The sequence below is a fragment of the Pseudomonas sp. St316 genome, from assembly GCF_018325905.1.
Classification (GTDB): domain Bacteria; phylum Pseudomonadota; class Gammaproteobacteria; order Pseudomonadales; family Pseudomonadaceae; genus Aquipseudomonas.
This window is the reverse complement of the sequence record NZ_AP021901.1, coordinates 1844556-1861521: the sequence shown is the minus strand read 5'-3', so window position 1 is coordinate 1861521 and position 16966 is coordinate 1844556. Positions and strand designations below refer to the sequence as shown.

The 16966-nt window shown below is 57.6% G+C and carries 19 protein-coding genes; 17 read left to right on the top strand and 2 right to left on the bottom strand.

Features of this window, described 5'->3' with window-relative positions; genetic code table 11:
* Positions 1-23: 23 nt before the first annotated feature.
* The 7 genes from pilL2 (at position 24) to KI237_RS08365 (ending at position 5938) form a co-directional block, all read left to right on the top strand.
* A complete protein-coding gene (gene pilL2 / locus KI237_RS08395; RefSeq protein ID WP_014338756.1) occupies positions 24-566 on the top strand; it encodes a PFGI-1 class ICE element type IV pilus protein PilL2 in 543 nt (180 codons plus the stop codon).
* Positions 563-1234, top strand: coding sequence for a chemotaxis protein (locus KI237_RS08390; protein ID WP_014338755.1), 672 nt, complete (start codon positions 563-565; stop codon positions 1232-1234). Before pilL2 ends, KI237_RS08390 begins: the two co-directional genes overlap by 4 nt.
* Before the next feature lie 9 nt (positions 1235-1243).
* On the top strand, positions 1244-1963 hold the full coding sequence (locus tag KI237_RS08385; RefSeq protein WP_014338754.1) for a TIGR03759 family integrating conjugative element protein: 720 nt from the start codon (positions 1244-1246) through the stop codon (positions 1961-1963).
* Positions 1945-2493 carry a lysozyme family protein gene (locus KI237_RS08380; RefSeq protein WP_041475987.1) on the top strand — a complete coding sequence of 183 codons (549 nt, stop codon included), beginning with the start codon at positions 1945-1947 and terminating at the stop codon, positions 2491-2493. The genes KI237_RS08385 and KI237_RS08380 overlap by 19 nt, the downstream gene beginning before the upstream one ends.
* On the top strand, positions 2490-3005 hold the full coding sequence (locus KI237_RS08375; protein WP_041475986.1) for an integrating conjugative element protein: 516 nt from the start codon (positions 2490-2492) through the stop codon (positions 3003-3005). The genes KI237_RS08380 and KI237_RS08375 overlap by 4 nt, the downstream gene beginning before the upstream one ends.
* A gap of 9 nt (positions 3006-3014) precedes the next feature.
* Positions 3015-5120: a type IV conjugative transfer system coupling protein TraD gene (gene traD, locus KI237_RS08370; RefSeq protein ID WP_014338751.1), complete on the top strand. Its 2106-nt coding sequence runs from the start codon at positions 3015-3017 to the stop codon at positions 5118-5120.
* An 86-nt stretch (positions 5121-5206) separates the two neighbouring features.
* Complete coding sequence (locus tag KI237_RS08365) at positions 5207-5938, top strand: TIGR03747 family integrating conjugative element membrane protein (RefSeq protein ID WP_126587188.1); 732 nt, start codon at positions 5207-5209, stop codon at positions 5936-5938.
* Positions 5939-6012: 74 nt separating this feature from the next.
* On the opposite strand, the gene KI237_RS08360 is transcribed toward KI237_RS08365, so the two are convergent.
* Positions 6013-8331, bottom strand: a complete 2319-nt coding sequence (locus KI237_RS08360) for a hypothetical protein (RefSeq protein ID WP_126587187.1) — start codon at positions 8329-8331, stop codon at positions 6013-6015.
* A 391-nt stretch (positions 8332-8722) separates the two neighbouring features.
* On the opposite strand from KI237_RS08360, the gene KI237_RS08355 reads away from it, so the two are divergent.
* The 9 genes from KI237_RS08355 to KI237_RS08315 are packed head-to-tail and all read left to right on the top strand — an operon-like array spanning position 8723 to position 16187.
* Positions 8723-9055, top strand: a complete 333-nt coding sequence (locus KI237_RS08355) for an integrative conjugative element protein, RAQPRD family (RefSeq protein ID WP_014338745.1) — start codon at positions 8723-8725, stop codon at positions 9053-9055.
* The gene (locus tag KI237_RS08350; protein ID WP_014338744.1) at positions 9052-9291 is read left to right on the top strand and encodes a TIGR03758 family integrating conjugative element protein; all 240 of its coding nucleotides are present in this window, start codon (positions 9052-9054) and stop codon (positions 9289-9291) included. The genes KI237_RS08355 and KI237_RS08350 overlap by 4 nt, the downstream gene beginning before the upstream one ends.
* A gap of 17 nt (positions 9292-9308) precedes the next feature.
* Positions 9309-9680 (top strand): TIGR03745 family integrating conjugative element membrane protein, encoded by a 372-nt coding sequence (locus tag KI237_RS08345; RefSeq protein WP_014338743.1) that lies wholly within the window; start codon positions 9309-9311, stop codon positions 9678-9680.
* Positions 9681-9687: 7 nt separating this feature from the next.
* Entirely contained in the window at positions 9688-10101 is a 414-nt protein-coding gene (locus KI237_RS08340; RefSeq protein WP_014338742.1) for a TIGR03750 family conjugal transfer protein, read from the top strand.
* Positions 10098-10739, top strand: a complete 642-nt coding sequence (locus KI237_RS08335) for a PFL_4703 family integrating conjugative element protein (protein ID WP_014338741.1) — start codon at positions 10098-10100, stop codon at positions 10737-10739. The genes KI237_RS08340 and KI237_RS08335 overlap by 4 nt, the downstream gene beginning before the upstream one ends.
* Positions 10736-11548, top strand: coding sequence for a TIGR03749 family integrating conjugative element protein (locus tag KI237_RS08330; protein ID WP_126587186.1), 813 nt, complete (start codon positions 10736-10738; stop codon positions 11546-11548). The genes KI237_RS08335 and KI237_RS08330 overlap by 4 nt, the downstream gene beginning before the upstream one ends.
* On the top strand, positions 11538-13055 hold the full coding sequence (locus tag KI237_RS08325) for a TIGR03752 family integrating conjugative element protein (RefSeq protein ID WP_126587185.1): 1518 nt from the start codon (positions 11538-11540) through the stop codon (positions 13053-13055). Before KI237_RS08330 ends, KI237_RS08325 begins: the two co-directional genes overlap by 11 nt.
* Positions 13018-13434, top strand: coding sequence for a TIGR03751 family conjugal transfer lipoprotein (locus tag KI237_RS08320; RefSeq protein WP_041475984.1), 417 nt, complete (start codon positions 13018-13020; stop codon positions 13432-13434). The genes KI237_RS08325 and KI237_RS08320 overlap by 38 nt, the downstream gene beginning before the upstream one ends.
* Positions 13434-16187: a conjugative transfer ATPase gene (locus tag KI237_RS08315; RefSeq protein WP_126587184.1), complete on the top strand. Its 2754-nt coding sequence runs from the start codon at positions 13434-13436 to the stop codon at positions 16185-16187. The genes KI237_RS08320 and KI237_RS08315 overlap by 1 nt, the downstream gene beginning before the upstream one ends.
* Positions 16188-16228: 41 nt before the next feature.
* Here the strand turns inward: KI237_RS08315 and KI237_RS08310 are convergent, their stop codons facing one another.
* A complete protein-coding gene (locus tag KI237_RS08310) occupies positions 16229-16486 on the bottom strand; it encodes a LasR-specific antiactivator QslA (protein WP_126587183.1) in 258 nt (85 codons plus the stop codon).
* Positions 16487-16643: 157 nt separating this feature from the next.
* Between KI237_RS08310 and KI237_RS08305 the strand changes: the two genes are divergently transcribed.
* On the top strand, positions 16644-16898 hold the full coding sequence (locus KI237_RS08305; RefSeq protein ID WP_046062023.1) for a helix-turn-helix domain-containing protein: 255 nt from the start codon (positions 16644-16646) through the stop codon (positions 16896-16898).
* Positions 16899-16966: the final 68 nt, after the last annotated feature.

Genomic DNA, 16966 nt, shown 5'->3' with positions numbered 1-16966 from the left:
GAATCTGACATGAGGTTTTTTCCATGGAGCGTTTTTTCACGCCTGTCTGCCTGCTGGGTTTATTGAGCGCCTGCACGGCGCAGATCCCCACCCATTTGCCGACTAGTCCAGAGAATGCCGGTGGTTCCAATCGGGCCCAGCTTTCGAGGAGTACAGCCGAAGAGAGTCATCCGACAGAGCTCCGCTATGGCCGCTATACGCTGGTCAGCACCGAGCCCACCCCGGAACAACGTGATCTTCTCGCTCAAATTGTTGACGTGAGCATTCCGTCCAACCTGAATCCTTCGGTACAGGAAGCGATGCACTACGTGCTGCAGCGCTCAGGTTATTCGCTCTGCCCTGCTGCCGAACCAGTAAAAATACTGTTTACCCGGCCTCTGCCTGCCGCCCATTACCGGCTCGGCCCGATCTCACTACGCAACGCGCTACAAGTACTGGCTGGCCCCGCCTGGCAACTCACGATCGATGAGGTTAGCCGTTCGGTCTGCTTCGAACGGCAAAAAAATGATGCTGCCGTCGTGCGGCTCGCACCCAGCGCGGCCCATCAGCCGGAGGCACGCCCATGAAAGCCACGACGTTTCAAACCCTCATTGTCGGCTCACTTTGCCTGGCGGTCTCCGGGCTGAGTGGTGGTTTGTATAACCAGTATCAACGCGTGACCGAGCTGGAAAATGCGAACGCCCAACGCCTACAGACCCTGGATACCCTGCAACGTGACTCAAGCACCCTCATGGATGCACAGGAGAAGCTGCAGTACGCACTGAAAGACCTGAAGCAGATGGTCGATTCCGGTGAGCAACAGGCCAATACCCTCGATCCGATGTTGGATCAATGGGCGCAGGAGATACAGGAACTGCGCGATGGTCTGGCAGCCCGTGCTACCGAAGCCGACATGATCGCGCTACGCGCACGACTTGAGCACGTCGAGCAGCAACTCCTGGACCTCAAAAGTCAGCCACCACTCCCACCACCGACGCCTTCCTCGGCCAAGCCGAAAAAAACCGCTCAGCCCAAGCCTGCCCCGCTCCTGCCGCCATTTTCAGTGTTGAGCGTTGAGTACCGCGGTGGCGAGCGCTTTCTGGCGGTCGCACCTCCTACCAGTCGCTCGCTCAATGATATCCAGTTGCTGCACAACGGCGAGCAGTTCGGCACATGGCAACTGAAGGTGCTGGAGCCGAACGCGGCTATCTTCGCGGTGACCGCTCACCCAGACCAGACCGTGCACCTCCCTTGAGAAGCGATCATGAACAGAGCTCCGCTGAGCCCCATCGTCTGTTTCATTTCATTGCTGAGCACGGGCGCTGCGCTGGGCAACCCCGTCACGACACCGTCACGGACCCAGGACACGCAGTCTACTCCGCTGGAGCGTTCGCACTCTGAACAGGCGGCAAGCTGGGGTCTGACGGAGCAGGAGTGGACACGCTTCGAACAGATCCAAGCCGGCCCGCGTGGTTACTGGAGCCCGAATCTCGATCCGCTGACTGCACTCGGCGTCGAAGCAGAGAACGACCAAGAGCGTCAGCGCTATGCCGAATTGCAGGTAGCGCTGGAAGCCAAACGTGCCGAGCGCGAGTTGGCTTACCAAAACGCCTACACCGCAGCTTGGGCCAAGCTGTTTCCTGGACTGTTGCCGATTCAGGGTATGGCCTCCCCGCCCGCTGCTAGCTCACCGGTAGAGCCGCGCCGTGCTCTGTTTGTCGAAGACCATTGCCCAGCGTGCACCGCTGAAGCGCAGCGTCTGCAAAGTAGTGATACAGCGTTCGATATCTACTTGGTGGGCAGCCAAGGTGAGGACGAACATGTCCGTGGCTGGGCGCGGCAAGCAGGCATTGATGCGAGCAAGGTCCAACACCGGAAAATCACGCTGAACCATGATCGCGGGCGCTGGTTCAGCCTGGGAGCCCCGAGACCGCTACCCGTCACATTTCAGCAGGTGAACGGACAATGGCAACGTCTCGATTGATTGCTATTGCGCTCCTGCTGACGGTGCACGCCGTCCGGGCAGACGAACTTCCGCCTCCGGCTTATCAACTGGCAGCGCATGACGCCAACGTCCCTTCCACGGTGTTGTTCGCGACTGCCCTGCAGGAGAGTGGTATGCGCGTCCGTGATCAACTGCTGCCCTGGCCCTGGACCTTGAACGTCGCCGGAATACCTTACCGTTTCGCCAATCGTCAGACCGCCTGTCACGCCTTGCTTCAGGCGCTTGCTCGGTATGACGCCAAGCGGATCGATGCCGGGCTTGGGCAAATCAACCTGGGTTATCACGGACAGCATTTTTCCAGTCCCTGCGAAGCCCTTGAACCCTACCGCAATCTGGCCGTAACTGCCGCGCTGCTGCAAGAGCATCACGCCGTCACCGGTGATTGGGTGTCCGCTGCCGGACGCTATCACCGCCCGGCAGGGGGAACGCCGGCCGCGCGTTACCGCGCCGGCTTTTCTCAACAACTCGAACGACTGCAGGTTTCCTTTAAACAGGGCACACCACCATGAAGCGAATTCCCAGTGCGTATTACTTCGCCGTGCTCTTGGCTGCGCTCGCCCAGCCAGGACTGTCGTTTGCAGAAGTTCAGCCTGGCGGTTTCACCCGCCCCCAGTTTGAAGCTTCCAGGCCGCCAATAAACAACAAGACCCAGCCTGCTCGGGCCATACATGCAGACCTCTCTGCATTTGCCGATGAAACCTGGATACTGCCCGTGCGCAGCTCTCACTTGAGCCCAGGCCAAATCACAATTCGCACCCTGGACATGCCGGGCTTGCAGCCATTTTTCCTTGTCGGGGAGGATCCCCAATCGTTGGCTTGGCTGCATCAGCGTGCGACTGAACTGCAAGAAATGGGGGCGGTCGGCCTCGCCGTCGAAGTGACCGATACTCAAGCCCTGGCCCGAATTCGAGCAGCCGCGCCGGGCATCACCATCCTGCCGGTCAACGGCAACGACATCGCCTCTCGCCTGAAAATTGAGCACTACCCTGTCTTAATCACAGCCACCTCACTGGAACAGTGAGTCTGGGTCATGGCCGAGCATGCGATGGAGTCCAAACTCCGGCCCGCAGTCGAGCTGTATACCGTGGCGATCTGCGTCGCCGCGGCGGTGTTATGCGTGTATTCGCCCTGGGCCGTGGCCCTATCACCCGAGATCGGTCTGATTGCGGCTCTGGCCTATGCCCTGTTCGGTTTGATCCGCCTCCGACAAGCCTGGGTGGTGTTGCGCTATCGGCGCAATATCCGCCGGCTGCCTCGCTACGAGCTGACCAGCCGGCAGATTCCGGTGAGCCGCAAACGTCTGTTCATGGGCCGAGGCTTTCGCTGGACCCGCCTGCACGCCCAGCGCTTAGTCGAGGCCCAGGATCCGGCCGTCGCTCACTACGTCGACCAACCGACCCGTTACCGCCTGGCACGTGGACTCGAACGTCGCCTAGAACATGCACCATTTCCGCTCTCGACATTGGCCCGTGTCACCGCCTGGGACAGCGCCTTTAATCCGTTGCGCCCTTTGCCTCCGGTAGGAGGCTCGCCACTGCTGCATGGGGTTGAGCCAGATGAAACAGAGGTCAGCCTGCCGCTTGGCGAACGGGTGGGTCACACGCTGGTGCTTGGTACTACCCGTGTCGGCAAAACCCGGCTCGCGGAGGTGTACATCACCCAGGACATTCATCGTATCGAACACGAGGTCGTCATTGTCTTCGATCCGAAGGGCGATGCAGACCTGCTCAAACGCATGTACGTCGAAGCCAAACGCGCCGGTCGGGAGAAGGAGTTTTATGTCTTCCATCTGGGCTGGCCGGAGATCTCCGCCCGCTACAACGCCGTGGGACGTTTCGGGCGCATCTCGGAAGTGGCGTCGCGCATCGCCGGGCAGCTCAGTGGTGAAGGCAACTCGGCGGCATTTCGCGAGTTCGCCTGGCGTTTCGTCAACATCATCGCCCGCGCCCTGATCGAGTTGGGCCGACGTCCAGACTACCTGCAAATCCAACGGCATGTGGTCAACATCGACGCATTGTTCATTGAGTATGCCCAGCAATTTTTCGCCAGAACCGATCCGAAAGCGTGGGAAGTGATCGTCCAGCTTGAAGGCAAGCTCACCGAAAAAAACATTCCCCGGCATATGGTGGGACGCGAAAAACGCGTGGTGGCCATCGAGCAGTATCTGGCGGTGAAGCGGGTATTTGATCCCGTAATGGACGGGCTGCGTTCGGCGGTGCGCTACGACCGTACTTACTTCGACAAAATCGTTGCCTCGCTACTGCCGCTGCTGGAGAAACTCACCACCGGCAAGACCGCCCAGTTACTGGCCCCCGACTACACCGATTTAGATGACCCGCGGCCGATCTTCGACTGGATGCAGATCATCCGAAAACACGGCATCGTTTACGTCGGCCTGGATGCACTGACCGATGCCGAGGTGGCTGCCGCCGTCGGCAATTCCATGTTCGCCGACTTGGTCTCGGTCGCGGGCCACATCTACAAACATGGCATTGACCACGGCCTGCCTGCATCGAGCAGCAGCAGTGACAAGCTGGCGATCAACCTGCATGCCGATGAGTTCAACGAGTTGATGGGCGATGAGTTCATTCCGCTAATCAACAAGGGCGGTGGCGCCGGCATCCAGGTGACGGCTTACACCCAGACACTCAGTGATATCGAAGCACGCATCGGCAACCGCGCCAAAGCTGGCCAGGTGATTGGTAACTTCAACACCCTGCAAATCCTCCGGGTGCGCGAAACTGCTACGGCTGAACTACTAACCCAGCAGTTGCCCAAGGTTAACGTGCTGACCAAGACCCTGGTGTCGGGTGCGACCGACACCTCCGATCCGGAGGCCAACACGGACTTCACTTCGTCCTCGCAGGATCGCGTCAGCACCACCAGCGTGCCGCTGATTGAGCCAGCGCATATCGTCAGTTTGCCCAAGGGGCAAATGTTTTCCTTTCAGGCCGGTGGCCAGCTCTGGAAAGTCCGCATGCCTTTGCCTAAGCCCTCCAACTACGATGCAATGCCCCAGGACCTGCAGGAGCTTACCCAGAGGATGCGGGCCACTTACAACGAACAGGTGGGCCAATGGTGGAGTGCGAGCGGCGGCCGCCCGACAACCAACTTCGATCTGGATCAGGTTGGGTAGCCCGCCCCGCGACAGGTTTTGATTCAGCAAACACGTATTCGGCAGGTGCCGTGGCAGCAACTTAACGGTGCGCAATGGAGTAAAGGATGGCGACTTCGGTACAGAACACGCCGCCACAACCGATCCAGCGCCCGGGATTGATCGTCTCGGTTATTGGCTTGGTCTTACGCATTATCGGTTTGCTGATCGCCTCGTTGCTGTTCTCAATCCTCATCGAGTTCGCCGGTCTACTGCTGTTCTGGAGCGACCAAGGTTGGCGACACAGCCAAGCGATGTTGAATAGCGAATTGGGATGGCTCAGCGAGCACTTCAAAGCTTCACTCATGCTCCAACAACCCGGACTGATGATTGTCCAGTGGCTGGATTTCCTCGATCAGTGGCTGTTGGTCAAGACTGGCTTTTCGGATTACGCCCGGCAAGCACGGGTGTCGAGCCAGGGCAACGGTTTATGGAGTTGGGCCAATCAGTTCTACGTGAGCATCGAAGATTTCGTGATTGCTGCAGTGTATGTGACCTTCACATTTGTGGTGCGCCTGACCATTCTGGTTCTGGCGACACCCTTGTTTCTGTTGGCCATGTTCACTGGTTTTGTAGATGGTTTGATGCGCCGTGACCTGCGCAAATTTGGCGCGGGGCGTGAAAGCAGTTTTGTCTATCACCGCGCCAAGCGCGCAGTGATACCACTGCTGATCGTGCCCTGGATCATTTACCTGTCACTGCCCTTTTCAATCAATCCCATGATCGTTTTTCTGCCTTGCGCTGTGATGCTTGCGGTGACGATAACTATAACAACAGCAACATTCAAAAAGTACATCTGAGATTTAATCTACGAGCTTCTAATGACGAGCGCACTGTTGGGGAGCACAGCCTGATTCTCTGCCAGCGCGACGACTTACTTCTGGAGTAAGTCCTCGATTTTATTTTTCCACATAGTCCAGCTGCTGACTTCGGTCGCCAACTCTTGCAATTGACTCACCGAGATACCACGTTTAGACGCTTCGCGAACCTGCTCTCTTATAATATTCGGGTTGTGGTAATTACAACGATTCCTAATTGTGCCAATCAGATAGGCAACCTCGTTTGCCCCCGTATCGACGCGCTGTGCCAGAATTTTTGCGAGGGCCGTCAGTGCCAGATCTGGCTTACTTTCATGAGCAAATGCTTCGGCCATAACATCAATCACCTTTGAGTACCCGTGACGTTTGGCCAAGCTAAGTATTTGGCTTTCTCCTTTAAGAGCCAGCTTCGCGCTACGGAGGCATCCATTCCAAGACTCGATAACTAAGTGATTCCCGGCCGCCGGAGGCATTGAACTATCAATATCTTTGTAACGTTGGCCAAGCCAGATCTGAAGAGTGAGGATCTGAGCCGGACTGAGCGAGACAAGTGATTGGTCAATGGCCTCCATGGCAGAGTAAAGACTAGCCGGCAACGGTGACGGGATCGGACGTACAACCTGCTCGCCATCGAAATCCAGATGGAGTTGCGTTGCAGCAAGTCGCTGCAATTTTGCTCTAACTTCGGGACGAATTTTTTGTATTCGCTCTACCTCGTGAAGCTTAGAGTCGATCTCAACCGCCTTCTCGAACGCTGCCAGCAGGGCGTAGCTATCTGTGTTGGTACCGACCCAACCATAAGCGAATACCACATCTCTACTTGGCTCAAGATTTAGACGCTCCAGCGATGCAAGCGCCCCCTGATAGTCACCTAGATTGGCCTGTCGGAAAATATACTCAATACCGTATCGAGTCGGAGCAAGCTCGGTGAGCTCAGCTAACCAACCAAGGTAGGTATTGCTGCTGTCCCCATCACAATTGATCTTCGCAATATTTCTTTTAGCAAAAGCGAACAGCATCGATAACACTCGGAGTCGATTCGTTGCTGCAACTTTTCTGAGCTGCGCTTTAGCACCAAAAAATAAGGGGCCGAATTTCAAATCAACGTCATCCCACTCAGACAAGATCTCCAGAGCCGCGACGTCCTCTCCGTCCTCGAACTGATACTCTTCCAGATAGTCGATCATCAAGGCCCCAAGAGTCTTCAGGTCCTTAGTAGAAAACTCGCTGAGCAACTCAGCAACCTCGTAGGACGGAGCGTCAGTCCAAAGCTGTCGGACACAATTAGTAAACGCCTCTCCAAAGGCATACTGAGCGTCATTTAGCAGCAGAAGGCGAAAACGGTTTGAGGACTCGGTGTTAGGCAGGCGACGAAACAATTCTAGCTCAAATCCGTCCACTGGCTGGAGTATCGACGGCCAAGAATCATATGGACCCTCAGAAAGAAAGCGTGTGTAACCTTCAACCATACATGGTGATTGGTAACAGATTAGGGTATCGACATTCGTACGCTCCAAGACGACCGCAGCACGCTCGAATTGTCCGTTCGAGGCACAGGAAAAAAGTTCTATAAGAGGATCGGATAAAAAATCATGGGCATGCTCATTAGGAATGTTGTCGAGCAAATCCACCTGGTTGCTCATAATCGCGGCGCTCACCAGCGCCCTGTACATTTGCGGGCCCAATTTGCTGTAGCGAGCGACAAAGACTCTCGCGGCCCGTTGTGCAGTTTCTTTTTTGTTGACGAAGTTGGCTGCACGGCAAACGGTGGCCATATTAGGGGCCGTGTCAAAATCGACTGCCTCCAAAAGGGTCAAAACAGTATCGCGATTTCGATCGGCTAGGGCATCCAACAACTCTGAATGCCACTTACCATGTATGGTCAGCGTGGGGTAAACAACTCTCTGCAGGTCAACGAAAGCCTGATGTCCACGGCGGCTGTGCATGCTGGCCCCATACCAAGACATCAATACTAGGCGGCCTGCGTATGGATTAGAGTCCACATGGTCCTTGATCCATCTGGTCAGACGAATTAATTCCTTCGGTTTTTCATACTCATCGGGCTCGAGGTCAGAATCCCACAGCTGATGGATTCGGTGTATGGCCTCTACCTGGAGCTCCAGCCCCATCTGAGAGCTAGAACTCAAGTCATCACCTATCAGATCACCGTCATTACTACCAGCGCTGCCAATGCAGAGCTTGGCGAAGTAGATTTTCTCGCGCAAAAAGCGACCCGGCGATTCAATCTGCCGATAGAGGTCCAGCGCTTCCTGATACTGATCGGCTAGCAAGCACCCGTCGCCCTGCCCCTCGATCATGGCTACATTCGGTTCTGGTTTCTCTTTGAAGCGAAATAACTGATCCAGGTTAAGCATGAATGTCCCTTTATGAATTCGGGTAAGGCCGTATCAGGGAGTCAATAATGTCACAGCCAGTGTGTGTCTCTGGCATACATTTTTGACAGAACTCAATCCGTAGCGAGGTTAACCCAGGCTGTGAAGAGTATCCGCTCCCACCCATAGTGAACGTATGGTTGGACTTCGCCACCTAATGAGTACCTAGCTACCTCCGATAATGAACGCTGGCCATTTACGCTAGTCTCCGAAGCAGGCAAGGATGACTATTCACTAGCGTCAAAGGAAGGCCAGTTGTCCGTAGTCTCAGCAGCGCTCCGCCAGAAAAAACGATTCATTACACCTCATATTTCCTACTGAATAACTCGACCGCTGACTTGATTCTGTCCTCAGATCCATACGAGCCAGCATCATGCCAACTACCGTCTTTCGCTATTTACTGCTCTCGCTGGCTATCGTTGGTGGCAGCAGCTATGCCGCATCTGGTCATGAGCAGGATCAGCTCAGGCTAGTCCAGCAGCAACTCGACATCATCGAACGTCTTGCGACACGAGCTGAGGCAGCCAATCCGTCGGAATCAATCGAGCGTTATCGCTTCGACTATCCCCGCCTAATCCAAGACATCCAACGCATGCGCCAAGGCGTGCAGAGCTATCTATCCCCATCCCGCGCTCAACCACGCGATCCCACTGAATTGGTCGGCGATTATCGTCTCGACACTCCGCCAGCGGAGCCTTTGCCATGAGCATGACTGACGCTCAGACCACGGCCTTCCAAAATGCCTCAGGCTTTTCGGCACAGAGCAGTTCGACGCTCTGGCTGTCCTTGGTTCTCGTCCTGGCTTTGCTGTGGTGTGCCTGGGTGATGTGGACGGCTTACCGGGGTTGGGCCGCCGGCAGTGTGCGCTTTGGAGCCTTTGGCGGCAGCGCCGTGCGCGTCTTGCTCGCCCTGCTCGTACTGATGTTCTTCACCCTGTCCTAATCCAGGAGATCGTCGCCATGCTCAAGTGCATTCCCCCCCTAAAAAACAATCTCCGTGATGGTGCAAGCCAGCGCTTGATCGGTCTGCTGCTAGTACTTGGTCCAAGCCTGGCTTTTGCCGAACTCCCGACCATGGAGGCTCCGTCACGTGGCGAAGGTTCCGGGTTGATCGAGACGATCAAAAACTACGCCTACGACGGCGGCATTCTCCTCGGCCTGCTGATCGCCCTGCTCGCTTTTCTCGGCGTAGCTTGGCACTCGCTGACCGTCTATGCCGACGTTCAGAACCAGCGCAAGACCTGGAAGGACTTGGGTGCGGTGGTCGGCATTGGAGCGCTGCTGGTGGTGATCATCATCTGGTTCCTGACCAAGGCAGCCGCGATTCTATGAGGTCGACATGAACGACACTATTGAACGTCTTGCCGACGGCACCTTGATCTTTCTGCCTGAGCGACTCAATCGTGACCCTGCTGTATTACGCGGTTTGACCAATGATGAGATGTGGGTAGCGCTCGGTGCCGGCGCAGTCATTGGCCTGGTGCTGGGTGTTCCTCTGGCGATTGCCACCTCCTCCATTGCCGTGGCGCCAACCAGCATGATCGCAGGCATGGCGGTAGTGTTATTGGCCGGTGGGGCGCTACTGCGTCGGGCCAAACGAGCCCGCCCCGAGACCTGGTTATACCGCAAAATCGAATGGGTCCTCGCCAGCCGTTGGCGCCTGGGTCGCGGAAGTTTGATCCTTCACTCCGGCGCCTGGACGGTTCGCCGCTCGCGTCGGCTGCGCCCTGCTCTGTCCCGGTGGCAGCGATGAGCCGCTTTCGAAACAAGGTCGATGCCCAACAGGCGCATATCTTCAGCCTGCGTTTGGCGGTAATGATCCTTGCCCTGGTCTGTGCCGGGCTCTGGTACGGCTGGCGTTCGGCACCGACCGATCTGACCGTGCATGTACCACCAGATCTGCGCTCGGGCAGCACTCGCAAGTGGTGGGATATCCCCTCAGAAAATATCTATGCCTTTGCCCTGTATATCTTTGGTCAGCTAAACCGCTGGCCCTCGGATGGCGAGCAGGATTATCGCCGCGCCATCTATGGCTTGCAGTCCTACCTGACACCTGCCTGCAAAGCCTTCCTCGACGGCGACTACGAATACCGCAAGGCCGCCGGTGAACTGCGCCAGCGAGTGCGCGGGGTCTACGAAATTCTGGGCCGCGGTTACAGCGAAGATCCGGAACTCAGGGTCAAGCAACTCGACCGCGACAGCTGGCTGGTCACCCTCGACCTCAACGCTGATGAATATTACGCCGCGGAACCGGTGAAACGGGTGGTGGTGCGCTATCCACTACGCGTGGTGCGGTTCGACCTCGATCCCGAACACAACAAGTGGGGACTGGCGCTGGATTGTTATCAAGGCACGCCACAAAAAATCGCTCTGCCTGGAGGTGATTCATGAAGCGGATTTCTACCCCGGCGCTCACCATCGCATTGATGCTATGGGGAGTTGCAGCGCAGGCCGTCGAGTTGATGCGCTGGGAACGCCTCCCTCTCGCGGTCCCACTGGTGATCAATCAGGAGCGGGTGGTCTTTGTCGATGAGGCTGTTCGCGTCGGAGTGCCCTCAACCCTGACGGGCAAGCTGCGCGTGCAATCAACTGGCGGCACGCTGTACCTGCGGGCGTCGGAGGCCATCGCCCCGACCCGCCTACAGCTGCAATCTGTCGCGACGGGAGAGATCATCCTCTTGGACATTGCGGCCACGCCTGGCGATCAACCGCTGGAACCCGTGCGTATTCTTAAGAATGCTCAGGAGCAGCCTACCGAGGCTGAATCCAGCACCGTCCCTGTTCCAGAACGTACGCCAATCCCAGTCGCTTTGACACGCTACGCCGCGCAAAGCCTGTATGCGCCGCTACGCACCGTGGAGTCCCTGCCCGGCGTACGCCGCGTCCCGCTCAAGCTGCGCACCGAACTGCCAACCCTGCTGCCGATCGAACACGTGTCCAGCACGCCCATCGCCGCCTGGCGACTCGGTGATTACTGGGTGACGGCCGTGAAGCTGCGCAATCGTGGTTCAGAGACGGTGCAACTCGATCCACGTCGACTCCAGGCCAAGCTATTCGCCGCGGCTTTCCAGCATGCTTTCCTCGGACCTGTCGGCAGCGCTGAAGACACCACGATCGCCTACCTTGTCACCCGCAGTGTCGGCCTTGAGCAAGCCGTGCTGTTCCCGGCCGTTTCGCGAGGTGCTGGCGATGAAAGCTAACGCCTTGCTCAAATGGCTGGTACCGGCTGCGCTGCTGGGCGTGGTGTTGATTATCCTGAAAACTTGGGTCGGGGGTGGCAGCAGTTCCTCTCCAGAGAAGTCGGTTGATCAAGGCAATCTTCAGCTATCCGCCGAGCAAGCCAAGTCGCTCGGTATTGCGGGCGATACCCCCCGCGATACGGTCGCCACCCTGGTCGGCCAGGTGAAGGCCATGCGCAGCGACATGCTCGGTTTGAAGAAACACAACGATTCGCTGCAGACGGAAAACAACCGCCTGCGCGAGCGGGAAAACAATGTTGATTCGCGTATCCAGACGGCGCTTGGCAGCGTGACTCAACAGGTCGACGAAGGTCGACGACAAGCCAACGAGGCTCGACTCAAAGCGGAACAAGACAGTCGCCAGGCCCGTGGTCTGCTGACGCAATTGCAGGAGCAGCTGTCAGGGCTGACCGGCAAAGACAAGGATATGCCTATCGGACTGGGGCTTGAGCCGGGCGACGGCTCCCAGTTCGAACGGCAGCATCCTGCCAATGATGCACTGCTGTGGATTGAGCCCTCGGATGCTCTGTCCACCGCCCCCCAGGGCAGAACCAAGACCGCGCCCACCCTGAGTCTGCCTACTGCCTTCAACACACTGGAGGGTTTGAAGGACAATGCCATCGACCGCAGCCAGAAGCAGTTACACGAGGTCACCAAGGGTGAACATGACCTGACACGCTCCGCTGATCGTACCGAAGGCGCGAAGCCGGTCTACACCATTCCCGAAAACGCAACATTGATGGGTTCGGTCGCCATGACCGCGCTGATCGGCCGAGTCCCAGTCGACGGCACCGTGAATGATCCCTATCCCTTCAAAGTACTGGTGGGCCCCGAGAACCTGACCGCCAACGGCATCGAGCTGCCGGACGTCGCGGGGGCCGTTATGAGCGGCACGGCATCCGGTGACTGGACCCTGTCGTGCGTACGCGGACAGGTCGAGTCAATCACCTTTGTGTTTACTGACGGCACCATCCGCACGATGCCTCCGCCGAAGGCAGTGGCCAGCCGCAATGCCTCCACCACCCAGAGCTCGAACACCGACAAGATTCGTGGCGGACTCGGTTACCTATCCGATCCATATGGCATCCCGTGCATTGCCGGCGAACGCCGCTCAAACGCTCAACAGTACCTCGGCAGCCAGAGTTTGATCACTGCCGCCGGCGCCAGTGTCGCCGCCTTGCTCGGGGATGAGCAGAACAACAGCAGCGTCATCAGTTCGGGCGGCAGTACGCTTGGGGTCACCAGCAGCAGTGGCAATAGCGCGCTGAATTCAATTCTCAGTGGTGGGGTCAGCGACATCCGCGGGTGGATCAACAAATTGTATGGCGAGACCTTTGCTGCCGTGTACGTGCCACCGGCCGCCCAAGTCGCGCTGCACCTCGACCATGAAATCACCATCGACTACGAGCCCAAGGGCCGGAGCGTACGCCATGAAAAAATCCACGTTTCCCTGCCTGACCTGGATTAGCGTGTTTTCCTTGGTCCTCACAGGGTGCTCCACCGACAAGGAGACGCTGCTGCCCCATGGCGAGCAAACCATGATGGATATCTGGAATGGCGCCGGTTCGCAAGGCACTCAGCAGCAACTGCTGGATGCTCGGCAGCAGCTACGCCGTCCGCTGGCTCAGGCAGATTCCTCCGCGTCTCTTCAAGAACCGTATACGCGCACCGCGGCGAACGAGATCCACAATCTGTTCCCTCGCCTGCCCAATCCCGATCTGGTGCTGTACGTGTATCCGCATTTGAGTGGTACCGAGCAGGCACCGGTCCCGGGGTACTCAACCATCTTTCCGTTCTACCAACGGGTGCAGTACGCATTACCGGGTGAACGTCAGGAAGACTTATAGTGCCTACCGGTGACTCGGGTGAGGGCTCTTCTGCGTGGAAAGCCTGGCGCCACCCATTGCGCCCTCGTGCCACCTTGGCCGATGAGGCCGCATTGTATGCGCACCACCCCAGCTTCACCGATCACCTGCCATGGGTCGAATACCTCGACACCGAACAGTGTTTTCTGCTGGATGACAATCGCTCGGTGGGTGCGGTGTTCGAGTTGCTGCCCATCGGCACCGAAGGGCGCGAACCTGATTGGCTGATGGCGGCCCGCGATGCCCTTGAAGACGCCCTACAGGATAGCTTTGACGAGCTGGATCAAGCGCCTTGGGTGGCGCAGTTTTTCTGCCAGGACGATAACGACTTCACCCCCTACCTGACCCGGCTCACCGATTATATTCAGGACAGCGCACGAGGCACCGTCTTCACCCAGGCGTATTTGGCGCTCAGCCGCCATCATCTGAAGGCCATCGTCAAGCCCGGTGGTTTGTTTGAGGATAAGGTGGTGACGCGCCTGCCCTGGCGTGGCAATAACCGACGGGTGCGCCTGGTGGTCTATCGCTGGTTTGAGTCTGACGCTGATGAGACGGGACTCACCCCAGTGCAATCCCTGCAACAGGCTTGCGAACGTATCAGTGCTTCCTTGCAGGCGTGCGGCGTGCAATCGACACGAGTCGATGGCCGAGGTTTGTATGCCTGGTTGTTGCCCTGGTTCAATCCGGCACCCAAGCTCACCGATGAAGCGCCCGAAGAATTCTACCGCCGCGTGGCCTATCCAGAGTCGAGCGAAGATGAGTCACTGGAACTGCCCTTCGATCACGACTTTGCCGAGCGGCTGTTCTTCAACGAACCGCGTTCGGATGTGCAGCACGGACTCTGGTTTTTCGACGATCAGCCCCACCGGGTGATGGTGGTGGACAAACTGCGGCGGGCACCGTCGATTGGTCAACTCACCGGGGAAGCCCGCAAGGGTGACGCGGTGAATGCGCTGTTTGACCAGTTGCCTGAAGGCACAGTGATGAGCCTGACTCTAGTGATCAAGCCGCAGGACATGCTCGAGGAGCAGTTAAACCGCCTAGCGCGCAAATCCATAGGAGAAAACCTGGCCTCAACCCAGACCCGCCAGGATGTTGAAGAGGCTCGCGCGATCATTGGCCGCCAGCACAAGCTGTACCGGGGCACACTGGCGTTTTACGTGCGCGGTCACGATGAGCAGCAATTGCATCAGCGCTCGGTCAGCCTGGCCAGCGCACTGCTGGGTGCGGGGCTGCAACCGGTAGGCGAAGGCGATGAGGTCGCCGCCTGCAACAGTTACCTGCGTTGGCTACCAATGGCTTACAACCCGGCCCGCGACACGCGCAACTGGTACACGCGCCTGATGTTTGCCCAGCACCTGGCGAATCTGCTCCCGGTATGGGGCCGCAGTACAGGTACCGGCCACCCGGGCATCACCCTGTTCAATCGTGGTGGCTCGCCGTTGAGCTTTGATCCATTGTCACGCCTAGATCGGGCCATGAACGGCCATCTGCTGTTGTTCGGCCCCACCGGCGCCGGCAAGTCGGCCACCCTGGTCACCCTACTGATGCAGGTCATGGCCGTGTACCGCCCTCGCCTGTTTATCGTCGAGGCCGGCAACTCATTCGGCTTGCAGGGTGATTACTTCGCAACTCAGGGCTTGTCGGTCAATAAGGTCCAATTAAAACCTGGCGCCTCGGTCAGTCTCGCCCCGTTCGCCGATGCCTGGCGCCTGGTCGAGCAACCGGATCAGGTGGCGAGTCTGTCGATTGATGAGCTGGACGATGAGGCGGCAGCAAGTCGAGAAGACCAACGCGATGTTCTTGGCGAACTGGAAATCACCGCCCGGCTGATGATCACCGGCGGCGAGGCTAAGGAAGAGGCGCGCCTGAGTCGAGCCGATCGCAGCTTAATCCGCGAGTGCATTCTCGATGCGGCACAGACCTGTGTCGCGTCGTGTCGACAGGTATTGACCCACGATGTGCGCGACGCGTTGCTGCGCGTCGCCGCCGACACGCACTTGCCGGAGAAGCGTCGTGAGCGTGCCCAGGAAATGGGTGAATCCATCGACCTGTTTTGCCAGGGTTTCGAGGGTGAACTGTTCGATCGCGAAGGCACACCTTGGCCCGAAAGCGATGTGACCATTGTCGATCTCGCCACTTACGCTCGCGAAGGCTACGAGGCCCAGATGTCCATCAGCTACATCAGCCTGATGAACACCGTGAACAACCTGGCCGAGCGCGACCAGTACCTGGGCCGACCAATCATCATGGTCACTGACGAGGGCCATATCATCACCAAAAACCCGCTGCTGGCGCCATTCGTGGTCAAGGGAACCAAGATGTGGCGCAAGCTCGGAGCCTGGTTCTGGCTGGCGACGCAAAACCTTGCCGACTTTCCTTCCGCCGCGCAGACCATGCTGAACATGATCGAATGGTGGATTTGTTTGAACATGCCGCCCGCGGAAAGCGAAGAAATAGCACGCTTCAAGAAGCTCACGCCTGCACAGAAATCTTTGTTGCTCTCAGCTAGCAAAGAACCGGGGAAATATACCGAGGGAGTAGTGCTGTCGAAAAAGCTCGAAACGCTGTTTCGAGCAGTGCCGCCCAGCCTTTACCTCGCCCTGGCCATGACGGAACCCGAGGAAAAAGCAGAGCGCTGGACATTGATGCAGAACATTGGCTGCTCGGAGTTGGAAGCCGCTTACCGGGTAGCTGAACGGATCGATAGAGCGCGAGGCATAGAATCCGCATAGGGAAATCTACTCAAATATCGCGCTCTAAAGCAAGCGGCCGGTTACTGCGATGCGCCTCGAAGCCGCTGCTGAATCCTCAACAAGAATCCGGCTTCAAAAGCATCTTGGCAGTCACCGATAGGAAAGGTCTTGCGTGTTTGGGCCAGCTCCCACCACAGTGGAGTCTCGCCGGGAGTACCGAGCCAAGCCTGGGCGCATTGCACGCCGCGTTCGATCATAGGCGCAAATTCGCTGCCCCACGGCGTCAGAAGGCTCGGGCAACCATCCGCCGCCGGAATTGAAACGTAATTTTCGTCCATAGACACCTTAGCTTTCGATTATTTATTAATGCTCGGTCTGTTCCAAGCAGCATAGAAACAAAACTGACACTCGGCTTAAGCATCAAAAAGCCTGAATCAGAGCAAATGTAGACTATATCCCGTGGATTGAGAGTCCCTCAAGGCGCAGTTTGCGCGCATGACTCAAGACTACGAACAGCTCCGTCTGCAACTCGCGGAAAACATCCGCTCGATGCGACGCGTGAAGAACCTTACCCAGGAGCAATTGGCGCTCATGGCCGAGGTGGATCGTACCTACGTGAGCCAAATCGAGCGAGGGGTAGGCAACCCGTCGTTATTGGTCCTCTGCAAACTCGCCAACATTTTCGAGATCAAAACGGATCAGCTGCTCATCGAGTCTGACGCGCTTGCTCGTACGCTGAGCGCTGAATGACCCTCTGCTCATCTAGAAGGTCGCTGTAAACCGACTATCCTGCTTTCGGCTTTCTCACTGACACCCTT

Excerpts from the sequence above, each read along its gene's own strand:
- KI237_RS08365 (WP_126587188.1), top strand. The coding sequence starts at position 5,207 with ATGGCGACTTCGGTACAGAACACGCCGCCACAACCGATCCAGCGCCCG.
- pilL2 (WP_014338756.1), top strand. The coding sequence starts at position 24 with ATGGAGCGTTTTTTCACGCCTGTCTGCCTGCTGGGTTTATTGAGCGCC.
- KI237_RS08380 (WP_041475987.1), top strand. The coding sequence starts at position 1,945 with ATGGCAACGTCTCGATTGATTGCTATTGCGCTCCTGCTGACGGTGCAC.
- KI237_RS08360 (WP_126587187.1), bottom strand. The coding sequence starts at position 8,331 with ATGCTTAACCTGGATCAGTTATTTCGCTTCAAAGAGAAACCAGAACCG.
- KI237_RS08355 (WP_014338745.1), top strand. The coding sequence starts at position 8,723 with ATGCCAACTACCGTCTTTCGCTATTTACTGCTCTCGCTGGCTATCGTT.
- KI237_RS08385 (WP_014338754.1), top strand. The coding sequence starts at position 1,244 with ATGAACAGAGCTCCGCTGAGCCCCATCGTCTGTTTCATTTCATTGCTG.
- KI237_RS08335 (WP_014338741.1), top strand. The coding sequence starts at position 10,098 with ATGAGCCGCTTTCGAAACAAGGTCGATGCCCAACAGGCGCATATCTTC.
- KI237_RS08375 (WP_041475986.1), top strand. The coding sequence starts at position 2,490 with ATGAAGCGAATTCCCAGTGCGTATTACTTCGCCGTGCTCTTGGCTGCG.
- KI237_RS08340 (WP_014338742.1), top strand. The coding sequence starts at position 9,688 with ATGAACGACACTATTGAACGTCTTGCCGACGGCACCTTGATCTTTCTG.
- KI237_RS08350 (WP_014338744.1), top strand. The coding sequence starts at position 9,052 with ATGAGCATGACTGACGCTCAGACCACGGCCTTCCAAAATGCCTCAGGC.
- KI237_RS08390 (WP_014338755.1), top strand. The coding sequence starts at position 563 with ATGAAAGCCACGACGTTTCAAACCCTCATTGTCGGCTCACTTTGCCTG.
- KI237_RS08305 (WP_046062023.1), top strand. The coding sequence starts at position 16,644 with ATGACTCAAGACTACGAACAGCTCCGTCTGCAACTCGCGGAAAACATC.
- KI237_RS08325 (WP_126587185.1), top strand. The coding sequence starts at position 11,538 with ATGAAAGCTAACGCCTTGCTCAAATGGCTGGTACCGGCTGCGCTGCTG.
- KI237_RS08320 (WP_041475984.1), top strand. The coding sequence starts at position 13,018 with ATGAAAAAATCCACGTTTCCCTGCCTGACCTGGATTAGCGTGTTTTCC.
- KI237_RS08345 (WP_014338743.1), top strand. The coding sequence starts at position 9,309 with ATGCTCAAGTGCATTCCCCCCCTAAAAAACAATCTCCGTGATGGTGCA.
- KI237_RS08310 (WP_126587183.1), bottom strand. The coding sequence starts at position 16,486 with ATGGACGAAAATTACGTTTCAATTCCGGCGGCGGATGGTTGCCCGAGC.
- KI237_RS08330 (WP_126587186.1), top strand. The coding sequence starts at position 10,736 with ATGAAGCGGATTTCTACCCCGGCGCTCACCATCGCATTGATGCTATGG.
- traD (WP_014338751.1), top strand. The coding sequence starts at position 3,015 with ATGGCCGAGCATGCGATGGAGTCCAAACTCCGGCCCGCAGTCGAGCTG.